Source organism: Streptomyces sp. CB02366 (genome assembly GCF_001905905.1).
Lineage (GTDB): Bacteria > Actinomycetota > Actinomycetes > Streptomycetales > Streptomycetaceae > Streptomyces.
On record NZ_LIVT01000004.1, the window covers coordinates 359,262 to 374,231 of the forward strand.

General features: G+C 74.2%; 13 protein-coding genes. 6 read left to right on the forward strand and 7 right to left on the reverse strand.

All coding sequences use genetic code 11. The annotated features are described in order from the left end of the window. Nucleotides 1-69: 69 nt before the first annotated feature. The 5 genes from AMK24_RS15960 to AMK24_RS15980 all read right to left on the reverse strand — a co-directional run bounded on the left by AMK24_RS15960 (nt 70) and on the right by AMK24_RS15980 (nt 6,726). A complete protein-coding gene (locus tag AMK24_RS15960; protein ID WP_073769405.1) occupies nt 70-3,225 on the reverse strand; it encodes an efflux RND transporter permease subunit in 3,156 nt (1,051 codons plus the stop codon). A gap of 181 nt (nt 3,226-3,406) precedes the next feature. Next, entirely contained in the window at nt 3,407-4,162 is a 756-nt protein-coding gene (locus AMK24_RS15965; protein ID WP_199876435.1) for a response regulator, read from the reverse strand. After that, nucleotides 4,159-5,460, reverse strand: a complete 1,302-nt coding sequence (locus AMK24_RS15970; protein ID WP_073769406.1) for a sensor histidine kinase — start codon at nt 5,458-5,460, stop codon at nt 4,159-4,161. Before AMK24_RS15970 ends, AMK24_RS15965 begins: the two co-directional genes overlap by 4 nt. 191 nt (nt 5,461-5,651) lie before the next feature. Beyond that, entirely contained in the window at nt 5,652-5,930 is a 279-nt protein-coding gene (gene pspAA / locus AMK24_RS15975; RefSeq protein ID WP_073769407.1) for a PspA-associated protein PspAA, read from the reverse strand. A gap of 10 nt (nt 5,931-5,940) precedes the next feature. Then, the gene (locus AMK24_RS15980) at nt 5,941-6,726 is read right to left on the reverse strand and encodes a PspA/IM30 family protein (protein ID WP_030121604.1); all 786 of its coding nucleotides are present in this window, start codon (nt 6,724-6,726) and stop codon (nt 5,941-5,943) included. A gap of 317 nt (nt 6,727-7,043) precedes the next feature. Between AMK24_RS15980 and AMK24_RS15985 the strand changes: the two genes are divergently transcribed. The 3 genes from AMK24_RS15985 (at nt 7,044) to AMK24_RS15995 (ending at nt 9,654) form a co-directional block, all read left to right on the forward strand. Further along, the gene (locus AMK24_RS15985; RefSeq protein WP_073769408.1) at nt 7,044-7,643 is read left to right on the forward strand and encodes a DUF3043 domain-containing protein; all 600 of its coding nucleotides are present in this window, start codon (nt 7,044-7,046) and stop codon (nt 7,641-7,643) included. An 83-nt stretch (nt 7,644-7,726) separates the two neighbouring features. After that, nucleotides 7,727-8,434: a methyltransferase domain-containing protein gene (locus tag AMK24_RS15990; RefSeq protein WP_073769591.1), complete on the forward strand. Its 708-nt coding sequence runs from the start codon at nt 7,727-7,729 to the stop codon at nt 8,432-8,434. Nucleotides 8,435-8,565: 131 nt separating this feature from the next. Further along, complete coding sequence (locus AMK24_RS15995) at nt 8,566-9,654, forward strand: S1C family serine protease (RefSeq protein ID WP_073769409.1); 1,089 nt, start codon at nt 8,566-8,568, stop codon at nt 9,652-9,654. A 326-nt stretch (nt 9,655-9,980) separates the two neighbouring features. Here the strand turns inward: AMK24_RS15995 and AMK24_RS16000 are convergent, their stop codons facing one another. Further along, nucleotides 9,981-10,190: a hypothetical protein gene (locus AMK24_RS16000; RefSeq protein ID WP_073769410.1), complete on the reverse strand. Its 210-nt coding sequence runs from the start codon at nt 10,188-10,190 to the stop codon at nt 9,981-9,983. A gap of 78 nt (nt 10,191-10,268) precedes the next feature. Here AMK24_RS16000 and AMK24_RS16005 point away from each other — a divergent pair, with 78 nt between their 5' ends. Together AMK24_RS16005 and cobT are read left to right on the forward strand one after the other, a co-directional pair. Continuing rightward, nucleotides 10,269-11,474: a bifunctional adenosylcobinamide kinase/adenosylcobinamide-phosphate guanylyltransferase gene (locus AMK24_RS16005; protein ID WP_073769411.1), complete on the forward strand. Its 1,206-nt coding sequence runs from the start codon at nt 10,269-10,271 to the stop codon at nt 11,472-11,474. Nucleotides 11,475-11,865: 391 nt separating this feature from the next. Continuing rightward, on the forward strand, nt 11,866-12,996 hold the full coding sequence (cobT, locus tag AMK24_RS16010; protein WP_073769412.1) for a nicotinate-nucleotide--dimethylbenzimidazole phosphoribosyltransferase: 1,131 nt from the start codon (nt 11,866-11,868) through the stop codon (nt 12,994-12,996). Nucleotides 12,997-13,158: 162 nt separating this feature from the next. Here the strand turns inward: cobT and AMK24_RS16015 are convergent, their stop codons facing one another. Beyond that, on the reverse strand, nt 13,159-13,923 hold the full coding sequence (locus AMK24_RS16015; protein WP_073769413.1) for a hypothetical protein: 765 nt from the start codon (nt 13,921-13,923) through the stop codon (nt 13,159-13,161). An 88-nt stretch (nt 13,924-14,011) separates the two neighbouring features. On the opposite strand from AMK24_RS16015, the gene AMK24_RS16020 reads away from it, so the two are divergent. Next, complete coding sequence (locus AMK24_RS16020; protein WP_073769414.1) at nt 14,012-14,794, forward strand: adenosylcobinamide-GDP ribazoletransferase; 783 nt, start codon at nt 14,012-14,014, stop codon at nt 14,792-14,794. The last annotated feature ends 176 nt before the right edge of the window (nt 14,795-14,970 follow it).

Here is a 14,970-nt window from a genome sequence, read left to right on the forward strand (position 1 = left end):
CCCGGCCGGGAACCCCGAAGGGGCCTGTCCCGCGCGAGCGCGTGGAACAGGCCCCTTCGAGCGGTCGGGTCAGGCCTTCGCGGGCTCGGCCTCGCGGGCCTCCTCGGGCGGGTTCTGCGCCGTCGGGCCCTCCTCGACCGCGCGCTTGGCGGCCTTCTTCTCGGCGCGGCGCTCCTTGCGGAGCTCGACCATCGCGTACAGCGTCGGCACGAGCAGCAGGGTCAGCAGCGTGGAGCTGATCAGACCGCCGATCACCACGACGCCCAGCGGCTGCGAGATGAAGCCGCCCTCGCCGGTGACGCCGAGCGCCATCGGGAGCAGGGCGAAGATGGTCGCCAGCGCCGTCATCAGGATCGGCCGGAAGCGGTGGCGGCCGCCCTCGACGACCGCTTCGACGATGCCGAGGCCCTGGGCGCGGTACTGGTTGATCAGGTCGATCAGCACGATCGCGTTGGTGACCACGATGCCGATGAGCATCAGCATGCCGATCATCGCCGGGACGCCCAGCGGGGTGCCGGTGACGAGCAGCAGGGCCAGCGCCCCGGTCGCCGCGAACGGGACGGAGACCAGCAGGATCAGCGGCTGGACGAGCGACCGGAAGGTGGCCACCAGCAGCATGAAGACGATGGCGATGGCGGCCAGCATCGCGAGCCCGAGCTGGGCGAACGCCTCGTCCTGGTCCGCCGTGACGCCGCCGATGGTGGCGGTGGCGCCCTCGGGGAGGTCCAGCGCGTCGAGCTTCTCGGCGAGCTCGGTGCTGACCGCGCCCGTGTTGTCGCCGACCGGCTTGGCGGTGATCGTCGCCGAACGCTGGCCGTCGATGCGGGTCATGGAGACCGGACCGGGGACGATCTTCACGTCGGCGATGTCGCCGAGCTCGACCGGGCCCAGCGGCAGGGCCTTCAGCTCGGCCAGGGTGGCGGCCGGCTTCGCGGAGCGGATGACGATGTCGCGTTCGGTCTCGTCGAGCGTCGCGGAGCCGGCGGGCGTGCCCCGTACGGCTCCGGCGACGATCCCGCCGAGGGCGGCGGAGTCGAACCCGGCGGCGGCCGCCTTGTCGTTGGCGGTGACCGAGATGCGCGGGACGCTCTGCGCCAGGTCGCTCTGGACGTCGGTGACGTCCTCGATGGTGGCGACCTCGGTGCGGACGGCCTCGGCCGCCTTCTTCAGGACGTCCCCGTCGGCGGCCTTGACCACGACGCTCAGGTCCTGGGAGCCGAAGCCGTCGCCCGCGGCGATGGTGGTGTCGCCGATGCCGTCGAGCTTGCCGAGGGCCTCGTCGATGCGGTCCTGGGCGTCCTCGGAGTCCGCGGCGTCCTTCAGGGTGACCTGGTAGGACGCCTGGTTGGAGCCGGTGCCGCCGCCGAAGGCGGCCATGAAGCCGGAGGAGCCGACGGTGACCTGGTAGTCCTTGACGCCCTTGTCCTCGCCGAGGACCTTCTCGATCTTGCGGGCGGACTCGTCGGCGGCTTCCAGGCTGGTGCCGGGGGCCAGCTCCTGCTTGACGGTGAGGACCTCCTGCTCGCCGGCGTCGAAGAAGTTCGTCTTCAGCAGCGGGACCATGCCGAAGGTCCCGAGCAGGACGGCGACGGCGATGACGATGCTGGTGATCCGGCGGCGGGTGGCGAAGCGGAGGATCGGGACGTAGATCCGCTGGAGCCGGCTGGCCGCCTCCTTCTCCTCCGCGAGGCGGCGCGCTTCCGCCGCGTCCTCGGGGGTGCCCTTCGGCGGGCGCAGGAACCAGTACGACAGGACCGGCACCACGGTGAGCGAGACCACCAGCGAGGCGAGCAGCGCGGCGGTGACGGTCAGCGAGAACGAGCCGAACAGCTGGCCGACCATGCCGCCGACCAGACCGATGGGCAGGAAGACGGCGACGGTGGTGAGGGTGGCGGAGGTGACCGCCCCGGCGACCTCCTTGACCGCGGTGGTGATCGCCGCGTGGCGCTCCTCGCCGTAGCCGAGATGGCGCTTGATGTTCTCCAGGACCACGATCGAGTCGTCGACGACCCGGCCGATGGCGATGGTGAGCGCGCCGAGCGTGAGCATGTTGAGCGACAGGTCGCGGGTCCAGAGCACGATCAGCGCGAGGACGACCGAGAGCGGGATGGAGACCGCGGTGACCAGCGTCGAGCGGATCGACGCGAGGAAGACCAGGATCACGACGACCGCGAAGACCAGCCCGAGCGCGCCCTCCGTGGTCAGGCCCGAGATCGACTTGGAGACGGCGGGGCCCTGGTCGGAGACGACCGTCAGCTCGGCGCCGCGGCCGAGGTCCTCACGGAGGCCGGGCAGCTTCTCCTGGACGGCGTCCGAGATGGCGACGGCGCTGCCGTCCTTGTCCATCGTCGCCATCACGGCGAGGCTCGGCTTGCCGTTGGTGCGGGTGATGGAGACCGCCGTGGACGGCTCCTGCCTCACCTCGGCCACGTCGCCGAGGCGCACCGGCTTCGCCGGCCGGTCCGAGGGGCCCGCCGGGTTCCCGGCGACGACCTGGAGGTCCTCGATCTGCCGCAGCGAGGTGTAGGCGCCGCCGACCTGGATGGTGCGGTTCTTGCCGGACTCGGAGAAGGAACCGGCCGGGACGGTGGCGCCGCCCGACTGGAGGGCCTGGGCGAGCGTGCCCGTGTCCAGGCCGGCGGCGGCGAGCTTCCCGGCGTCGGGGACGACGGAGACCTGGAGGTCCCGCACGCCGTCGACGGTCACCTGGCCGACGCCTTCGATGTCCTGGAGGGCGGGGACGACCGTGCGGTCGAGCCGGTCGGCCAGGACCTGCTGGTCCTCGTCGGAGGTGACGGCGAGGACCACGGTCGGGATGTCGTCCGTGGAGCCCGCGATCACCTGCGGGTCGACGTCGGCGGGCAGTTGGGCGCGGGCCCGGTTCACCGCCTGCTGGATGTCCGCGACGAGCTGCTTGACGCCCTCGTCGCCGAAGTCGAAGGTGGCCATGACGAGGGCGGTGCCCTCGCTGGCGGTGGAGGTGACGCCCTCGACGCCGTCGACGGCCTTGAGGGAGTTCTCCAGGGGCTCGACGACCTGCTTCTCGACCACGTCGGGGGACGCACCCTGGTAGGGCGCCAGCACCGTGACCATCGGCAGTTCGATGGTGGGCAGCAGCTGCTGCTTGAGCTGCGGGATCGCTATCGCGCCGAAGACCAGCGCGACGATCGAGATCAGCCCGATCAGGGCCCTTTGCGCGAGGCTGAATCTGGACAGCCAGGACATGGGTGGGTCTCTCTTCTGTGGCGTACGCGGCAGGGGCGCGGAAGGGAGGACGTCAGGGCCCGTCCCTCCAGCCCAGTCCTACGATCGCCGCTCCCCGCAGCCGATACGTCGCCCCCCGGGCTGCTTTCTCACGCCGCGCATACCGCAGCTGGAGTACACCGCCGTACCCCGGGCCCGCCGGTCAGTCGGCCCGCGGACGCACCAGGCCCGATTCGTAGGCGATGACCACCAATTGGGCCCGGTCCCGGGCGCCCAGCTTCGCCATGGCCCGGTTCACGTGGGTCTTGACGGTGAGCGGGCTGACCGCCAGCCGCTCGCCGATCCGGTCGTTGGAGTGGCCGCCGGCGACCAGGACCAGTACCTCGCGTTCGCGGCCGGTGAGCGCCGCCAGCCGTGGTGCGTACTCCGAGCTGTCCGGCCCCTCCGCCGGACCGCTGCCGCCCTGGGCCAGGAAGGTGGCGATGAGCCCCTTGGTCGCCGCCGGGGAGAGCAGCGCCTCGCCGGCCGCGGCGATCCGGATCGCGTTGAGCAGTTCCTCCGGCTCCGCGCCCTTGCCGAGGAAGCCGGAGGCCCCGGCGCGCAGGGACTGGACCACGTACTCGTCGACCTCGAACGTGGTGAGCATGACCACCCGCACCGCGGCCAGCTCGGGGTCGGCGCTGATCATGCGGGTGGCGGCCAGCCCGTCCGTGCCCGGCATCCGGATGTCCATGAGCACCACGTCGGCGCGCTCGGCCCGGGCCAGCTCGACGGCCCGGGCCCCGTCGGCGGCCTCGCCGACCACCGTCATGTCCGGCTCGGAGTCCACCAGCACCCGGAACGCGCTGCGCAGGAGCGCCTGGTCGTCGGCGAGCAGGACCCGGATCGGCGCCTCCCGGACGCCGGAGGCCGGAGCGGGCGTCGGTATCGGCGTCGGCGTCGGCGTCGGTTGGGTCATCGGCGGATCCCCGTCCCGCCCGCCGTGCCCGGCCGCTCCGGTTCTCCCGTGCGGGCTTCGACCGGAAGGATCGCATGGACCCGGAACCCGCCGCCGTACCGAGGCCCCGCGGTGAGGGCCCCGCCGAGGGCGGTGACGCGTTCGCGCATGCCGAGCAGCCCGTGGCCGCCGCTCTCCGGTCCGTCGCCGTCAGCCGCGGCGCCCCCGGCCGGCCCGGCCCCGGGCCGGCGGCCCGCGCTTCCCCGGCCGTCGTCGAGCACGGTGACCTCCACGGTGGCCCCGACCCGCACCACGCTCACCTCGGCCCGGGCCCCCGTCCCGGCGTGCTTGCGCACGTTGGTCAGGGCCTCCTGGATGACCCGGTAGGCGGCGAGGTCGACGGCGGCGGGCAGCCGGTCGCGGTCGGCGCAGGCCACCTCGACGGGAAGGCCGGCGTTGCGGAAGGTGGCGACCAGTTCGCCGAGCACGGCGAGGCCGGGGGCCGGCTCGGTGGGGGCCGCGGGGTCGCCCTGCTGGCGCAGGAGCCCGACCGTGACCCGGAGTTCGTTGAGCGCGGAGCGGCTGGCGTCGCGTACGTGGGCGAGCGCTTCCTTGGCCTGGTCCGGTCGCTTGTCCATGACGTGGGCGGCGACCCCGGCCTGCACGTTGACCAGGGCGATGTGGTGGGCGACGACGTCGTGGAGGTCGCGGGCGATCCGCAGCCGCTCCTCGGCGACCCGGCGGCGGGCCTCCTCCTCCCGGGTGCGCTCGGCCCGCTCGGCGCGTTCCCGGATGGCGTCGATGAAGGCGCGCCTGCTGCGTACGGCGTCCCCGGCGGCCCCGGCCAGACCGGTCCAGGCGAAGACGCCGAAGTTCTCCTGGCTGTACCAGGGGGTCGAGCCGAAGACCATCGCGGTGGCCGTGACCGCCACCGTGGTGAGCAGCCCGACCCGCCAGGTGGTGGGGCGGTCGGTGCGCGAGGCGACGGTGTAGAGGGCGATGACCGTGCTCATGACGACCGGGGCGGGCGGCTCCATCAGCACGTACTCGGCGATGGTGAGCGTGCCGGTGGCGGCGAGGACCTGCACCGGCCGCCGGCGTCGCAGAACCAGGGCGACAGCGCCGAGCACCATGAGGAACACGCTGAACAGCCCGGGGGTGCGGGCGCCGAAGGTCGGCCCGTGTCCGGCGCCCGGGTCGGCGAACGACCCGCAGATCATCGAGACGAGCGCGCCCAGCGCGACGGCCGCGTCGAACGCGAGCGGGTGGTCCCGGAGCCAGCGGCGGGCGCGCGCGAAACCGGACGAGAGGGTGGTCACGACCGGCTACGGTACGCGGCCGCCCCGCGGAGCCGTACGCCTTCCCGGGAAACGGCCCCCGGCTCTCCCGGGAGGAAGCTCCCGGGAGAAGCGCCGCTGCCCCGCGTCCGGCGGACCGGGCACGGGGCAGGACGTACGGGGGGGGTGCCGGTGCGGCCGTCCACGGGCCCGCCGGGCGGGCGCATGGGGGCTCAGTTGGGGATGAGTCCGTCGTCGCCGAGCATGGCGCGTACCTCTTCGAGGGTGGCGTCGGGCGCCGGCAGGATCAGCTCGGACGGCTCCAGGGATTCGTCCGGGAGCGGGGCGCCGAGCTCGCGCACCTTGTCCAGGAGCGCGTGGAGGGTGGCGCGGAAGCCGGGTCCGTCGCCGCTCTCCATCTCCTTGAGCAGGACGTCGTCGAGCTCGTTCAGTTCGACGACGTGGCTGTCGGCCAGCTCGACCTGGCCCTCCCCCATGATCCGTACGATCATGACGCTGCCCTCACTGCTTGTCGAACTTGTGCGGGGACGACTGCTGCGACTGCTGGGCACCGCCCTGGGCGCCGCCTTCGATGGCCTGCTGCGAGGACGAGGAGCCCCCGGCCAGCTCGGCCTTCATGCGCTGCAGTTCCAGCTCCACGTCGCTGCCGCCGGAGATCCGGTCCAGCTCGGCGGCGATGTCGTCCTTCGCCGTGCCGGTCGGGTCGTCCAGGGCCCCGGAGGCGAGCAGCTCGTCGATGGCGCCGGCCCGCGCCTGGAGCTGCTGCGTCTTGTCCTCGGCCCGCTGGATCGCGAGGCCGACGTCGCCCATCTCCTCGGAGATGCCGGAGAACGCCTCGCCGATCCGGGTCTGGGCCTGGGCCGCCGTGTAGGTGGCCTTGATGGTCTCCTTCTTCGTACGGAAGGCGTCCACCTTGGCCTGGAGGCGCTGCGCCGCGAGGGTGAGCTTCTCCTCCTCGCCCTGGAGCGTGCTGTGCTGGGTCTCCAGGTCGGTGACCTGCTGCTGGAGGGCTGCGCGCCGCGACAGCGCCTCGCGCGCCAGGTCCTCGCGGCCCAGCGCCAGCGCCTTGCGGCCCTGGTCCTCCAGCTTGGAGGACTGGCCCTGCAGCTGGTTCAGCTGCAGTTCCAGGCGCTTGCGGGACGTCGCCACATCGGCGACGCCGCGACGCACCTTCTGCAGCAGCTCCAGCTGTTTCTGGTACGAGTAGTCGAGGGTCTCGCGCGGGTCTTCGGCCCGGTCAAGGGCCTTGTTCGCCTTCGCGCGGAAGATCATTCCCATACGCTTCATGACACCGCTCATGGGCTTCGCGCGCCCCCTTCTGACGGACTGAGCTCCGGCACTCCCGATAGAACCCACAGTACGGGCCCTGCCTCTATTACCGCACTGTTCGGAGGCGGATGTGCTCCTCCCCAAGGACGAGTACGCCGGGGAAACGCTCCCGCCCAAGGTGTAGGCGGGGCCCCGGGACACCCGGTGACGGGTGCCGGAACAGGCGGTTAACGCCCGTATCGCCCGGTCGGCGCCCCGACGGGGGCGCCCTCCGTTGCCGGATCGTTTTCGCCCCGGGGCCGGGCCCGCGCGCCGACCCCGTACCCTTGGGTTTTGTGTTCCGTAGCCGCGCCAAGACAGAGAAGGCCCCCACCGACAAGGTGACGGCGGACCTCTCCCAGCAGCCCCGCGACCCGCAGGCTCCCAAGGGTCGCCCCACCCCCAAGCGCAGTGAGGCCCAGTCGCAGCGCCGTCGTGCCGCTTCCGCCGCGCCGGCGGACCGCAAGGCGGCCGTGAAGCGCCAGCGCGAAGCGCGCCGCGCCGACCTCGCCCGCCAGCGCGAGGCGCTCGCCTCGGGCGACGAGCGCTACCTCCCGGTCCGCGACAAGGGCCCGGTGCGGCGCTTCGTCCGGGACTACGTGGACTCGCGCTTCTGCGTCGCGGAGTGGTTCCTGCCGCTCGCCGTGATCATCCTGGTCCTCAGCGTGATCCAGGTGCCGAACATGCAGGCCATCGTCATGATGCTCTGGCTCGGGGTGATCGTCCTGATCGTGATCGACTCGATCGGTCTGGGCTTCCGCCTGAAGAAGCAGCTCCGCGAGCGCTTCCCGGACACCCCGAAGCGCGGCGCCGTGGCGTACGGCCTGATGCGCACGCTCCAGATGCGCCGACTGCGGCTCCCGAAGCCGCAGGTCAAGCGCGGAGAGCGGCCCTGAGCACGGACACCTCCGGCTTCACCGGGGCCTCCTCGGCGTGGCCGGCGGGTCTCGGCGGCGTACGCGACACGGTCCGGCAGGAGCTGGTCGCCCGGCAGCTCGACGAGCAGATAGCGGCGCGCTTCCCGGTGGGGCGGCGGCTGCGCGTTCTGGACGTGGGCATGGGCCGGGGCGCCCAGGCGCTGCGGCTCGCGCGGGCCGGTCACTCGGTGACCGGTCTGGAGTCGGACGCCGGGATGCTGACGGCCGCCCGGGAGTCCCTGGCGTCCGAGCCCGAGGGCATCCGGGAGCGCGTCCGGCTCGTCGAGGGCGACTGCCGGGAGACCGGCGTGCACTTCCTGCCCGGCAGCTTCGACGTGGTGCTGTGCCACGGCGTCCTGATGTACGTCGAGGAGCCGGACCCGATGCTGGCCGGGCTCGCCCGGGTGCTGGCCCCCGGCGGCCTGCTCTCCCTGCTCGTACGGAACGCGGACGCGCTCGCGATGCGCCCGGGGCTCGCCGGCGACTTCGGCGCCGCCCTGGCCGCCTTCGACACCGCCACGTACACCGACCGCCTCGGCCTCACCGTGCGCGCGGACCGGCTCGACGCCCTGCGGGCCACCCTCGCCGGGATCGCCGCTCCCCTGCACGCCTGGTACGGGGTCCGCGTCTTCACGGACAACGTGGACGACGACGTGGAACTGCCGGCCGACGAACGGGAACGCGTGCTGGCCCTGGAGGACCGGGCCGGGCGCACCGACCCGTACCGGGGCGTGGCGGCACTGCTGCACCTGTGCGGCGTACGGGGCTGACGCCCGCCGTGCCGCACTCCGGCCCCGCGGGGCGCGCGCACGCGTAGGGCGGCGCACCCCGCCGGTGGGCCCCGGCCCCGTTCGGCTCATCAGCGCGGGCACCCGAACGGGTCCGGACCCAGACTCCGGATATGGACGCATCCTCCTCTCGCAGCCGGGCGCGCAGGCTGCTGATCCCCCTGTCCGCGGCCGTCTGCGCCATCGCTCTGGCGGGCGGCTGCTCCGGTACGAGTCCGGCCGCTCCGGCGCCCGAGGCGAGCGCGTCGGGCACGGCGCAGGGTTCGGTGAAGCGCGCCCCCGACGACCTGGAGGCCGCCTACCAGAAGGTCATCAACGACGTGCTGCCCTCGGTGGTGCAGATCGACGCCTCCCAGGGGCTCGGCTCCGGGGTCGTCTACGACGGCAGGGGCCACATCGTCACCAACGCCCATGTGGTCGGCGACGAGAAGAAGTTCAAGGTCAGCGTCGCCACCGGAGAAGAGGTGGTGAGCGCGTCGCTGGTCTCCTCCTACCCGGAGCAGGACCTCGCGGTGATCAAGCTCGACGATGTGCCGGACGGGCTGCGGCCCGCCAAGTTCGGCGATGCGGGCAAGGTCGAGGTGGGGCAGATCGTGCTGGCGATGGGCTCGCCGCTGGGCCTGTCCAGCAGCGTCACCCAGGGCATCGTCTCCGCACTCGGCCGGACCGTGAGCGAGAGCCGGTCGGGCGGCGGCACCGGGGCGACGATCGCCAACATGGTGCAGACGTCCGCGGCGATCAACCCGGGCAACAGCGGCGGGGCGCTGGTCGACCTGGACAGTGAGGTGATCGGCATCCCGACCCTCGCGGCGACCGACCCGCAGCTGGGAGAGGGCGCGGCGCCGGGCATCGGCTTCGCGATCCCCGTCTCGATGGTGAAGACGGTGGCGGACCAGATCATCGAGGACGGCAAGGTCACCGACTCGGGGCGGGCCGCGCTCAACATCACCGGCCGCACCGTCGTCGACGACGACTACCGGCCCGCCGGGGTGGCGCTGGTCAGCGTGGAGCGGGGCGGGGCCGCGGACGAGGCGGGGCTGCGGCCCGGGGACACCATCACCGGGATCGGGGACAGCGAGGTCGCCACGATCACCTCGCTCTCCGAGGCGCTGGCGAACGACAGGCCGGGCCAGAAGGTGACGGTGACGTACACGCGCGACGGCGACAGCCGGACGGCTGAGGTCACGCTCGGGGAGATCTGAGCGGACCCACGGAATCCTCGGGGGCTCCGCATCCCTGCCGGTCGCACTGGGACGGGGGCGGAGCCGCCGGCGTTTCCGGTGGTGGGGCGGGGGGCTTGACGGGCGGCCGTTCCCTTGTGGCGGTACGACAGATCTTCTGGCGTCTCGGGGGCCTCGCGGGGGGTGGGAGGAGAGACGAGGCGATGGCCCGGGCGGCGGCGGTGGTCGTCGGCGCCTGCTGACCTGTTGGCCTCTCCGCCCGGGCCGTCAGCGGGGATTCCGGTCATCGGAGAGGGGTGGTGGCCGCCGGGGCTCCGGGGCCACCACCCCGTCTCCGGGGCCGGGCGTCAGGCGCCGTCGGCCTGCAGGCTCATCGGGCCGTAGATCTTGGTCGTGTCCTCGAAGAGCGTCACCTGTGCGGTGCCGCCCTCCAGGAGCTCCTTCCAGTACTCGCCGATCCAGGACTCCGCGTCACCCTGGGTGGTGAACTCCTCCGGCTGCAGCGCCGGCTCCGTCTCCGTACCGTCGGACTTCTCGAACCGCCACGTCCACGCCATGTCAGCCTCCCGGGTCACGTTGCTGTCCGAAGCGTAGCCGGACGCGCACCTCGCGCGGGGACACGGGAGGATCGGGGGGTGGAACTGACTCTGCTCGGCACCGGAGCCCCCGAGGGGCTGCCGCGCCCCTCCTGCCCCTGCGCGGCCTGCGCCTCGGCCCGCGGCCCGTGGGCGCGGGCCGCGACCGCGTTGCTGGTCGACGGCGCGCTGCTGCTCGACCTCACCCCGGGAGCGGTGTTCGCCGCCGCGCGGGCGGGGCGTTCGCTGGGCCCGGTACGCCAGGTGCTGCTGACCCACCCGCACGACGGCCCCGCCGTCGAGCTGCCGCCCGCCCTGCCGCCGGCCGGGCGGGTGCCGGACGGCCAGGTCCTGACGCTGATCAGCGGGCACCGGGTGCGGGCGGTGGCGATGGACGCGCCGGGGACCGGGTACGAGGTGACGTCCCCGGAGGGCGAACGGCTGCTGTACCTGCCGCCGGGGGCCGCTCCGGCCGGGCTGCCCGAGCGGGTGGAACAGCCGCTGGACATGGTCGTCTGCGATGTGATCGGGCGGCCGGACGCGGTGGCGCGGCTGCGGTCGGCGGGGGCGGTGGGCCCGACGACCGAGGTGGTGGCGGTCCACCTGGACCACGACGCCCCGCCGGGCCCGGCCCTGGAGCGGCGGCTCGCGGCGGCCGGGGCGCGGGCGGTGCCGGACGGGACGACGCTGGTGGTGGGCGAGTACCGGGCGGTGCCGGACGTACCGCGCCGGGTACTGGTGACGGGCGGTGCGCGGTCGGGGAAGTCGGTGGAGGCGGAGCGGCGTCTGGAGACGTTCCCGGCGGTGGTGTACGTGGCGACCGGGGGCCGCCGCGACGGGGATCCGGAGTGGGCGGCGCGGATCAGCCTGCACCGGGAGCGCCGGCCGGGCGCCTGGCGGACCGAGGAGACCTGTGAACTGGCGGAGCTGCTGCGGGCGGACGGGCCGCCGCTGCTGATCGACTGCCTGGCGCTGTGGCTGACCGACGCGATGGACCGGGTGGGGGCCTGGGAGGACGAGCGGTGGCACGGCGGGGGTGGCGAGGCGGTACTGCGGGAACGGGTCGGTGAGCTGGTCGCCGCGGTGCGCGGGACGCGGCGGCCGGTCGTGCTGGTGACCAACGAGGTGGGGTCGGGGGTGGTCCCGGCGACGTCGGCGGGGCGCCGGTTCCGGGACGAGCTGGGACGGCTGAACGCGGCGGTGGCGGCGGAGTGCGAGCAGGTGCTGCTGGTGGTGGCGGGGCAGGTGCTGGTGCTGCGGGGCTGAGGGCCCCTCCGGAGGGGCGGGTCCTGCTGTTCACGCCGGGCCCGCCCCGTACGCGCGGGGCACGCTGTCCGCGTCGGATCCCCGTCCCGTACGCGCGGGCCGCGGGATGAAGGGAGGGGCGCTTCCTCGGCGCCCCGGGCCCGGCCCGTACGCGCGGGGGCTCGTGCCGGGGCCCTCGTGCCGGGGGCGGCCCGACCCGTGCGCCGGGCGTCTCGTGCCCGGGGCCCGGCCCGTACGCGGAACCGTGCACCCCGGGGCCCGGCCCGTGCGCCGCGGGTGGCCGATCTCGGCCGGGACCGTGCCGTGGGGCGACCGGTACTGTTCCGGGCAGGGGCCCGCCGCCGGGTTCCCGTGCCCGGACCCGACGTGACGACCCGCGAGGCAGACCCCCGTGAACCTGGACGACTTCTCCGACCTGATCCAACGCCCCGACGGGGGTGTGCGGCGCGATGCCGAGGAGCGGCGCGAGCGGCTGGCCGTCCCCCCGGGGGCGCTCGGACGGCTCGACGAGCTGGGCGAGTGGCTCAGCGCCGCGCAGCAGTCCGTGCCGGTCAGGGCGGTCGAGCAGCCGCGTCTGGTGCTCTTCGCCGGTGACCACGGGGTGGCGGAGCTGGGCGTCTCCGGGCGGCCGGCGGGCAGCGCGCACGAGCTGGTGCGGGCCGCCCTCGACGGGACGAGCCCGGTCGCGGTGCTGGCCCGGCGGTTCTCGGTGCCGATGCGGATCGTGGACGTCTCCCTGGACTGCGATCCGCGGCTGCTGCCCGAGTCCGTGGTCCGCCACCGGGTGCGGCGGGGGTCGGGGCGCATCGACGTCGAGGACGCGCTGAGTGCGGAGGAGGCCGAGCAGGCGATCCGCCTGGGCATGGCCATCGCCGACGAGGAGGCGGACTCCGGCACCGATCTGGTGGTGCTCGGCGACCTCAGCGTCGGCGGGACCACGGCCGCGGCCACCCTCGTCGCCGCGCTCTGCGGTACGGACGCCTCCGTGGTGACCGGACGCGGTGGCGCGGGCATCGACGACCTGGCGTGGATGCGCAAGTGCGCGGCGATCCGGGACGCGTTGCGCCGGGCGCGGCCCGTGCTCGGCGACCAGCTGGAGCTGCTGGCCGCCTCCGGCGGGGCGGACCTGGCGGCGATGACGGGTTTCCTGCTGCAGAGCGCGGTGCGCCGGATGCCGGTGATCCTGGACGGCGTCGTCTCGGCGGCCTGCGCGCTGGTGGCGCAGCGGGCCGCGTTCCGGGCGCCGGACTGGTGGCTGGCGGGCCAGACCAGCGGGGAGCCCGCGCAGACGAAGGCGCTGGACCGGATGGCGTTGACCCCGCTGCTGGACCACGGGGTGACGGTGGGCGGGGGCAGCGGCGCGCTGCTGGCCCTGCCGCTGGTGCAGGCCGCGGCGGCGCTGGCCGCCGAACTCCCCGAGCGCGAGCAGGAGAGGGCCGGGACCGAGGAGGACGAGGAGAGTACGGAAGCCGAGGCGGGCGCGGAGGCCGGGGCGGAGGCCGTCGCTCCCGACAGGGCCTGAGAACCGTCCCGGGGCCTGAGGGCCGCCTCCCCGGCCCCTCGCGGCTTTCCCGCTCGGGTCTCCCCCGCGCGGACGGGACCGGTGTCCCGCGGACGGCGCGCGGCTCCGGTCCCTCTCCGGAAGGCCCTGGGATCGATCAGGCGGCGGCGTATCGGAGGCGGTTCACGGCCTCGGTGCGGGCGGGGGTGGAACCCGGTCCGGGGCGCCGCCGATGAGGTCCTGGAACTTCCGGCGCGGCCCGGCCCAGCGCACATCGTGGTGGTAGGCGCGCAGCATCGCCCGGGAGCGGGCCCGATGGCGGCGGCGGTAGAAGCGCCGGGCCCAGAGCGAGGCGGGCCGGGCGAGGCGGACCGCGCCGACCAGCGCGACGAACGGGACGAGGGTGCCGAGCACCGCCATCCGCGTCTTCCCCTTGAGCAGGCAGACCAGGACGAAGGCGAAGCTGACCGCGTACGTCGTGATGACTCCGACGCGGTCCTGCTGTTCCTCGTCGCTGACGTCGTCCACGCCGAGCGGGGAGAAGCCGGCCAGGACCAGCAGCACCAGCGCGGCCGTCAGCACGACCACCTCCACGCTCTGCCGGCCCTCCTCGGACCAGTACACGTCGTCCAGGTGCAGGATCAGCGCGAACTCGTCCAGCACCAGGCCGGCCCCCACCCCGAAGATCACCGCGAAGACCCCGGCGGCCACGCCCTGCCGTCCGCTCGCCACCGCGCCGAACCCGCCGACCACCGACAGCACCACCCCGGGCACTACGTGGTGGAGGTGCACCCCGCCCGGCGTGATGTCGCGGAACGGGCCCTTCCCGGCACGGATCATGCGCGTGATGGTGCGGGTGACCGCGAAGGTCAGGACGAAGGCGGCCAGCGCGAGGAGCAACGGCAGCTTGCCGGGCTCCACGATGTTCTCGTGCCACCAGTGACCCATCCCACCCACTCCCGAAATGCATGGTTTTCCGGCGTTAGGCGTGTTTCGCCCAATCTATCGGTGGGGGCCAGCGGCTAGCCTGCGCGCGGTGACCTCCCTGAACAGCCACGGCATACGTTTCGCCTTCGGCACCCTGACCGTGCTGCCCGTCCGCGTGACCCGCTGGGACCGCGCCACCGCCCGCTCCGGGATGCTCTGCGCCCCGCTCGCCGGACTCGTCGTGGGACTGCTCGCCGGGGGCGCCGGCGCCGTGTCGCTGCTGGCCGGGTCGGGGCCGCTGTTCGCCGCGGTGGCCTCCGTCGCGGCGCCCGCCGCCCTCACCCGGGGACTGCACCTGGACGGTCTGGCGGACACGGCGGACGGCCTCGGCAGCGGGAAGCCGGCCGAGGACGCGCTGCGGATCATGAAGCAGTCCGACATTGGGCCGTTCGGTGTCATCACGCTGCTCCTGGTCCTGCTGGCCCAGGTCGCGGTCCTCTTCGAGCTGTACGGGGAGGGCTGGGCGCACGGGGCGCTCGGGGCCGTCGTCGCGGCCGTCTCCGCCCGCCTCGCACTGACCCTGGCGTCCCGCCGGAACGTCCCGCCCGCCCGCCCGGAGGGGCTCGGCGCGACGGTGGCGGCCACGGTCCCGGTCCGACGGGCGCTGGGCGCGGCGGCGGTGACGGTGGCGCTGTGCGCGGCGGCGGGCGCGGCCCTCGGCCCGTACGGGGCGGTGCACCACGCGCTCGCGGTGCTCGGCGCGCTCGCGGCGGCCGAACTGCTGCTGCGCCACTGCGTGCGGCGGTTCGGCGGGGTCACGGGGGACGTCTTCGGGGGCGTCGAGGAGACCGCGGCGACGGCGGCCCTGGTGGTGCTGGCGCTCGGGGGCTGACGGGGAGCCACCCGCCGCGGAGGCACCGCCCCGGGCCTTCCCCGACCGTCCCGGCGTTCGGGGAAGCCGTCGGGAGGGCCCGCCGCCGTCATCGAGCGGGATCCGCGCGCGTAGGCTCATTCCCGGCACATCGCCCGGGCGTCTACGATGCGCCGGGCAGGGTCGGCCCCCCCTCG

What these genes read in the sequence shown, in the direction of transcription:
- AMK24_RS15960 (WP_073769405.1), bottom strand. Translation starts at nt 3,225, where the DNA reads ATGTCCTGGCTGTCCAGATTCAGCCTCGCGCAAAGGGCCCTGATCGGG.
- AMK24_RS15965 (WP_199876435.1), bottom strand. Translation starts at nt 4,162, where the DNA reads ATGACCCAACCGACGCCGACGCCGACGCCGATACCGACGCCCGCTCCG.
- pspAA (WP_073769407.1), bottom strand. Translation starts at nt 5,930, where the DNA reads ATGATCGTACGGATCATGGGGGAGGGCCAGGTCGAGCTGGCCGACAGC.
- AMK24_RS15980 (WP_030121604.1), bottom strand. Translation starts at nt 6,726, where the DNA reads ATGAAGCGTATGGGAATGATCTTCCGCGCGAAGGCGAACAAGGCCCTT.
- AMK24_RS15995 (WP_073769409.1), top strand. Translation starts at nt 8,566, where the DNA reads ATGGACGCATCCTCCTCTCGCAGCCGGGCGCGCAGGCTGCTGATCCCC.
- AMK24_RS16000 (WP_073769410.1), bottom strand. Translation starts at nt 10,190, where the DNA reads ATGGCGTGGACGTGGCGGTTCGAGAAGTCCGACGGTACGGAGACGGAG.
- AMK24_RS16015 (WP_073769413.1), bottom strand. Translation starts at nt 13,923, where the DNA reads ATGGGTCACTGGTGGCACGAGAACATCGTGGAGCCCGGCAAGCTGCCG.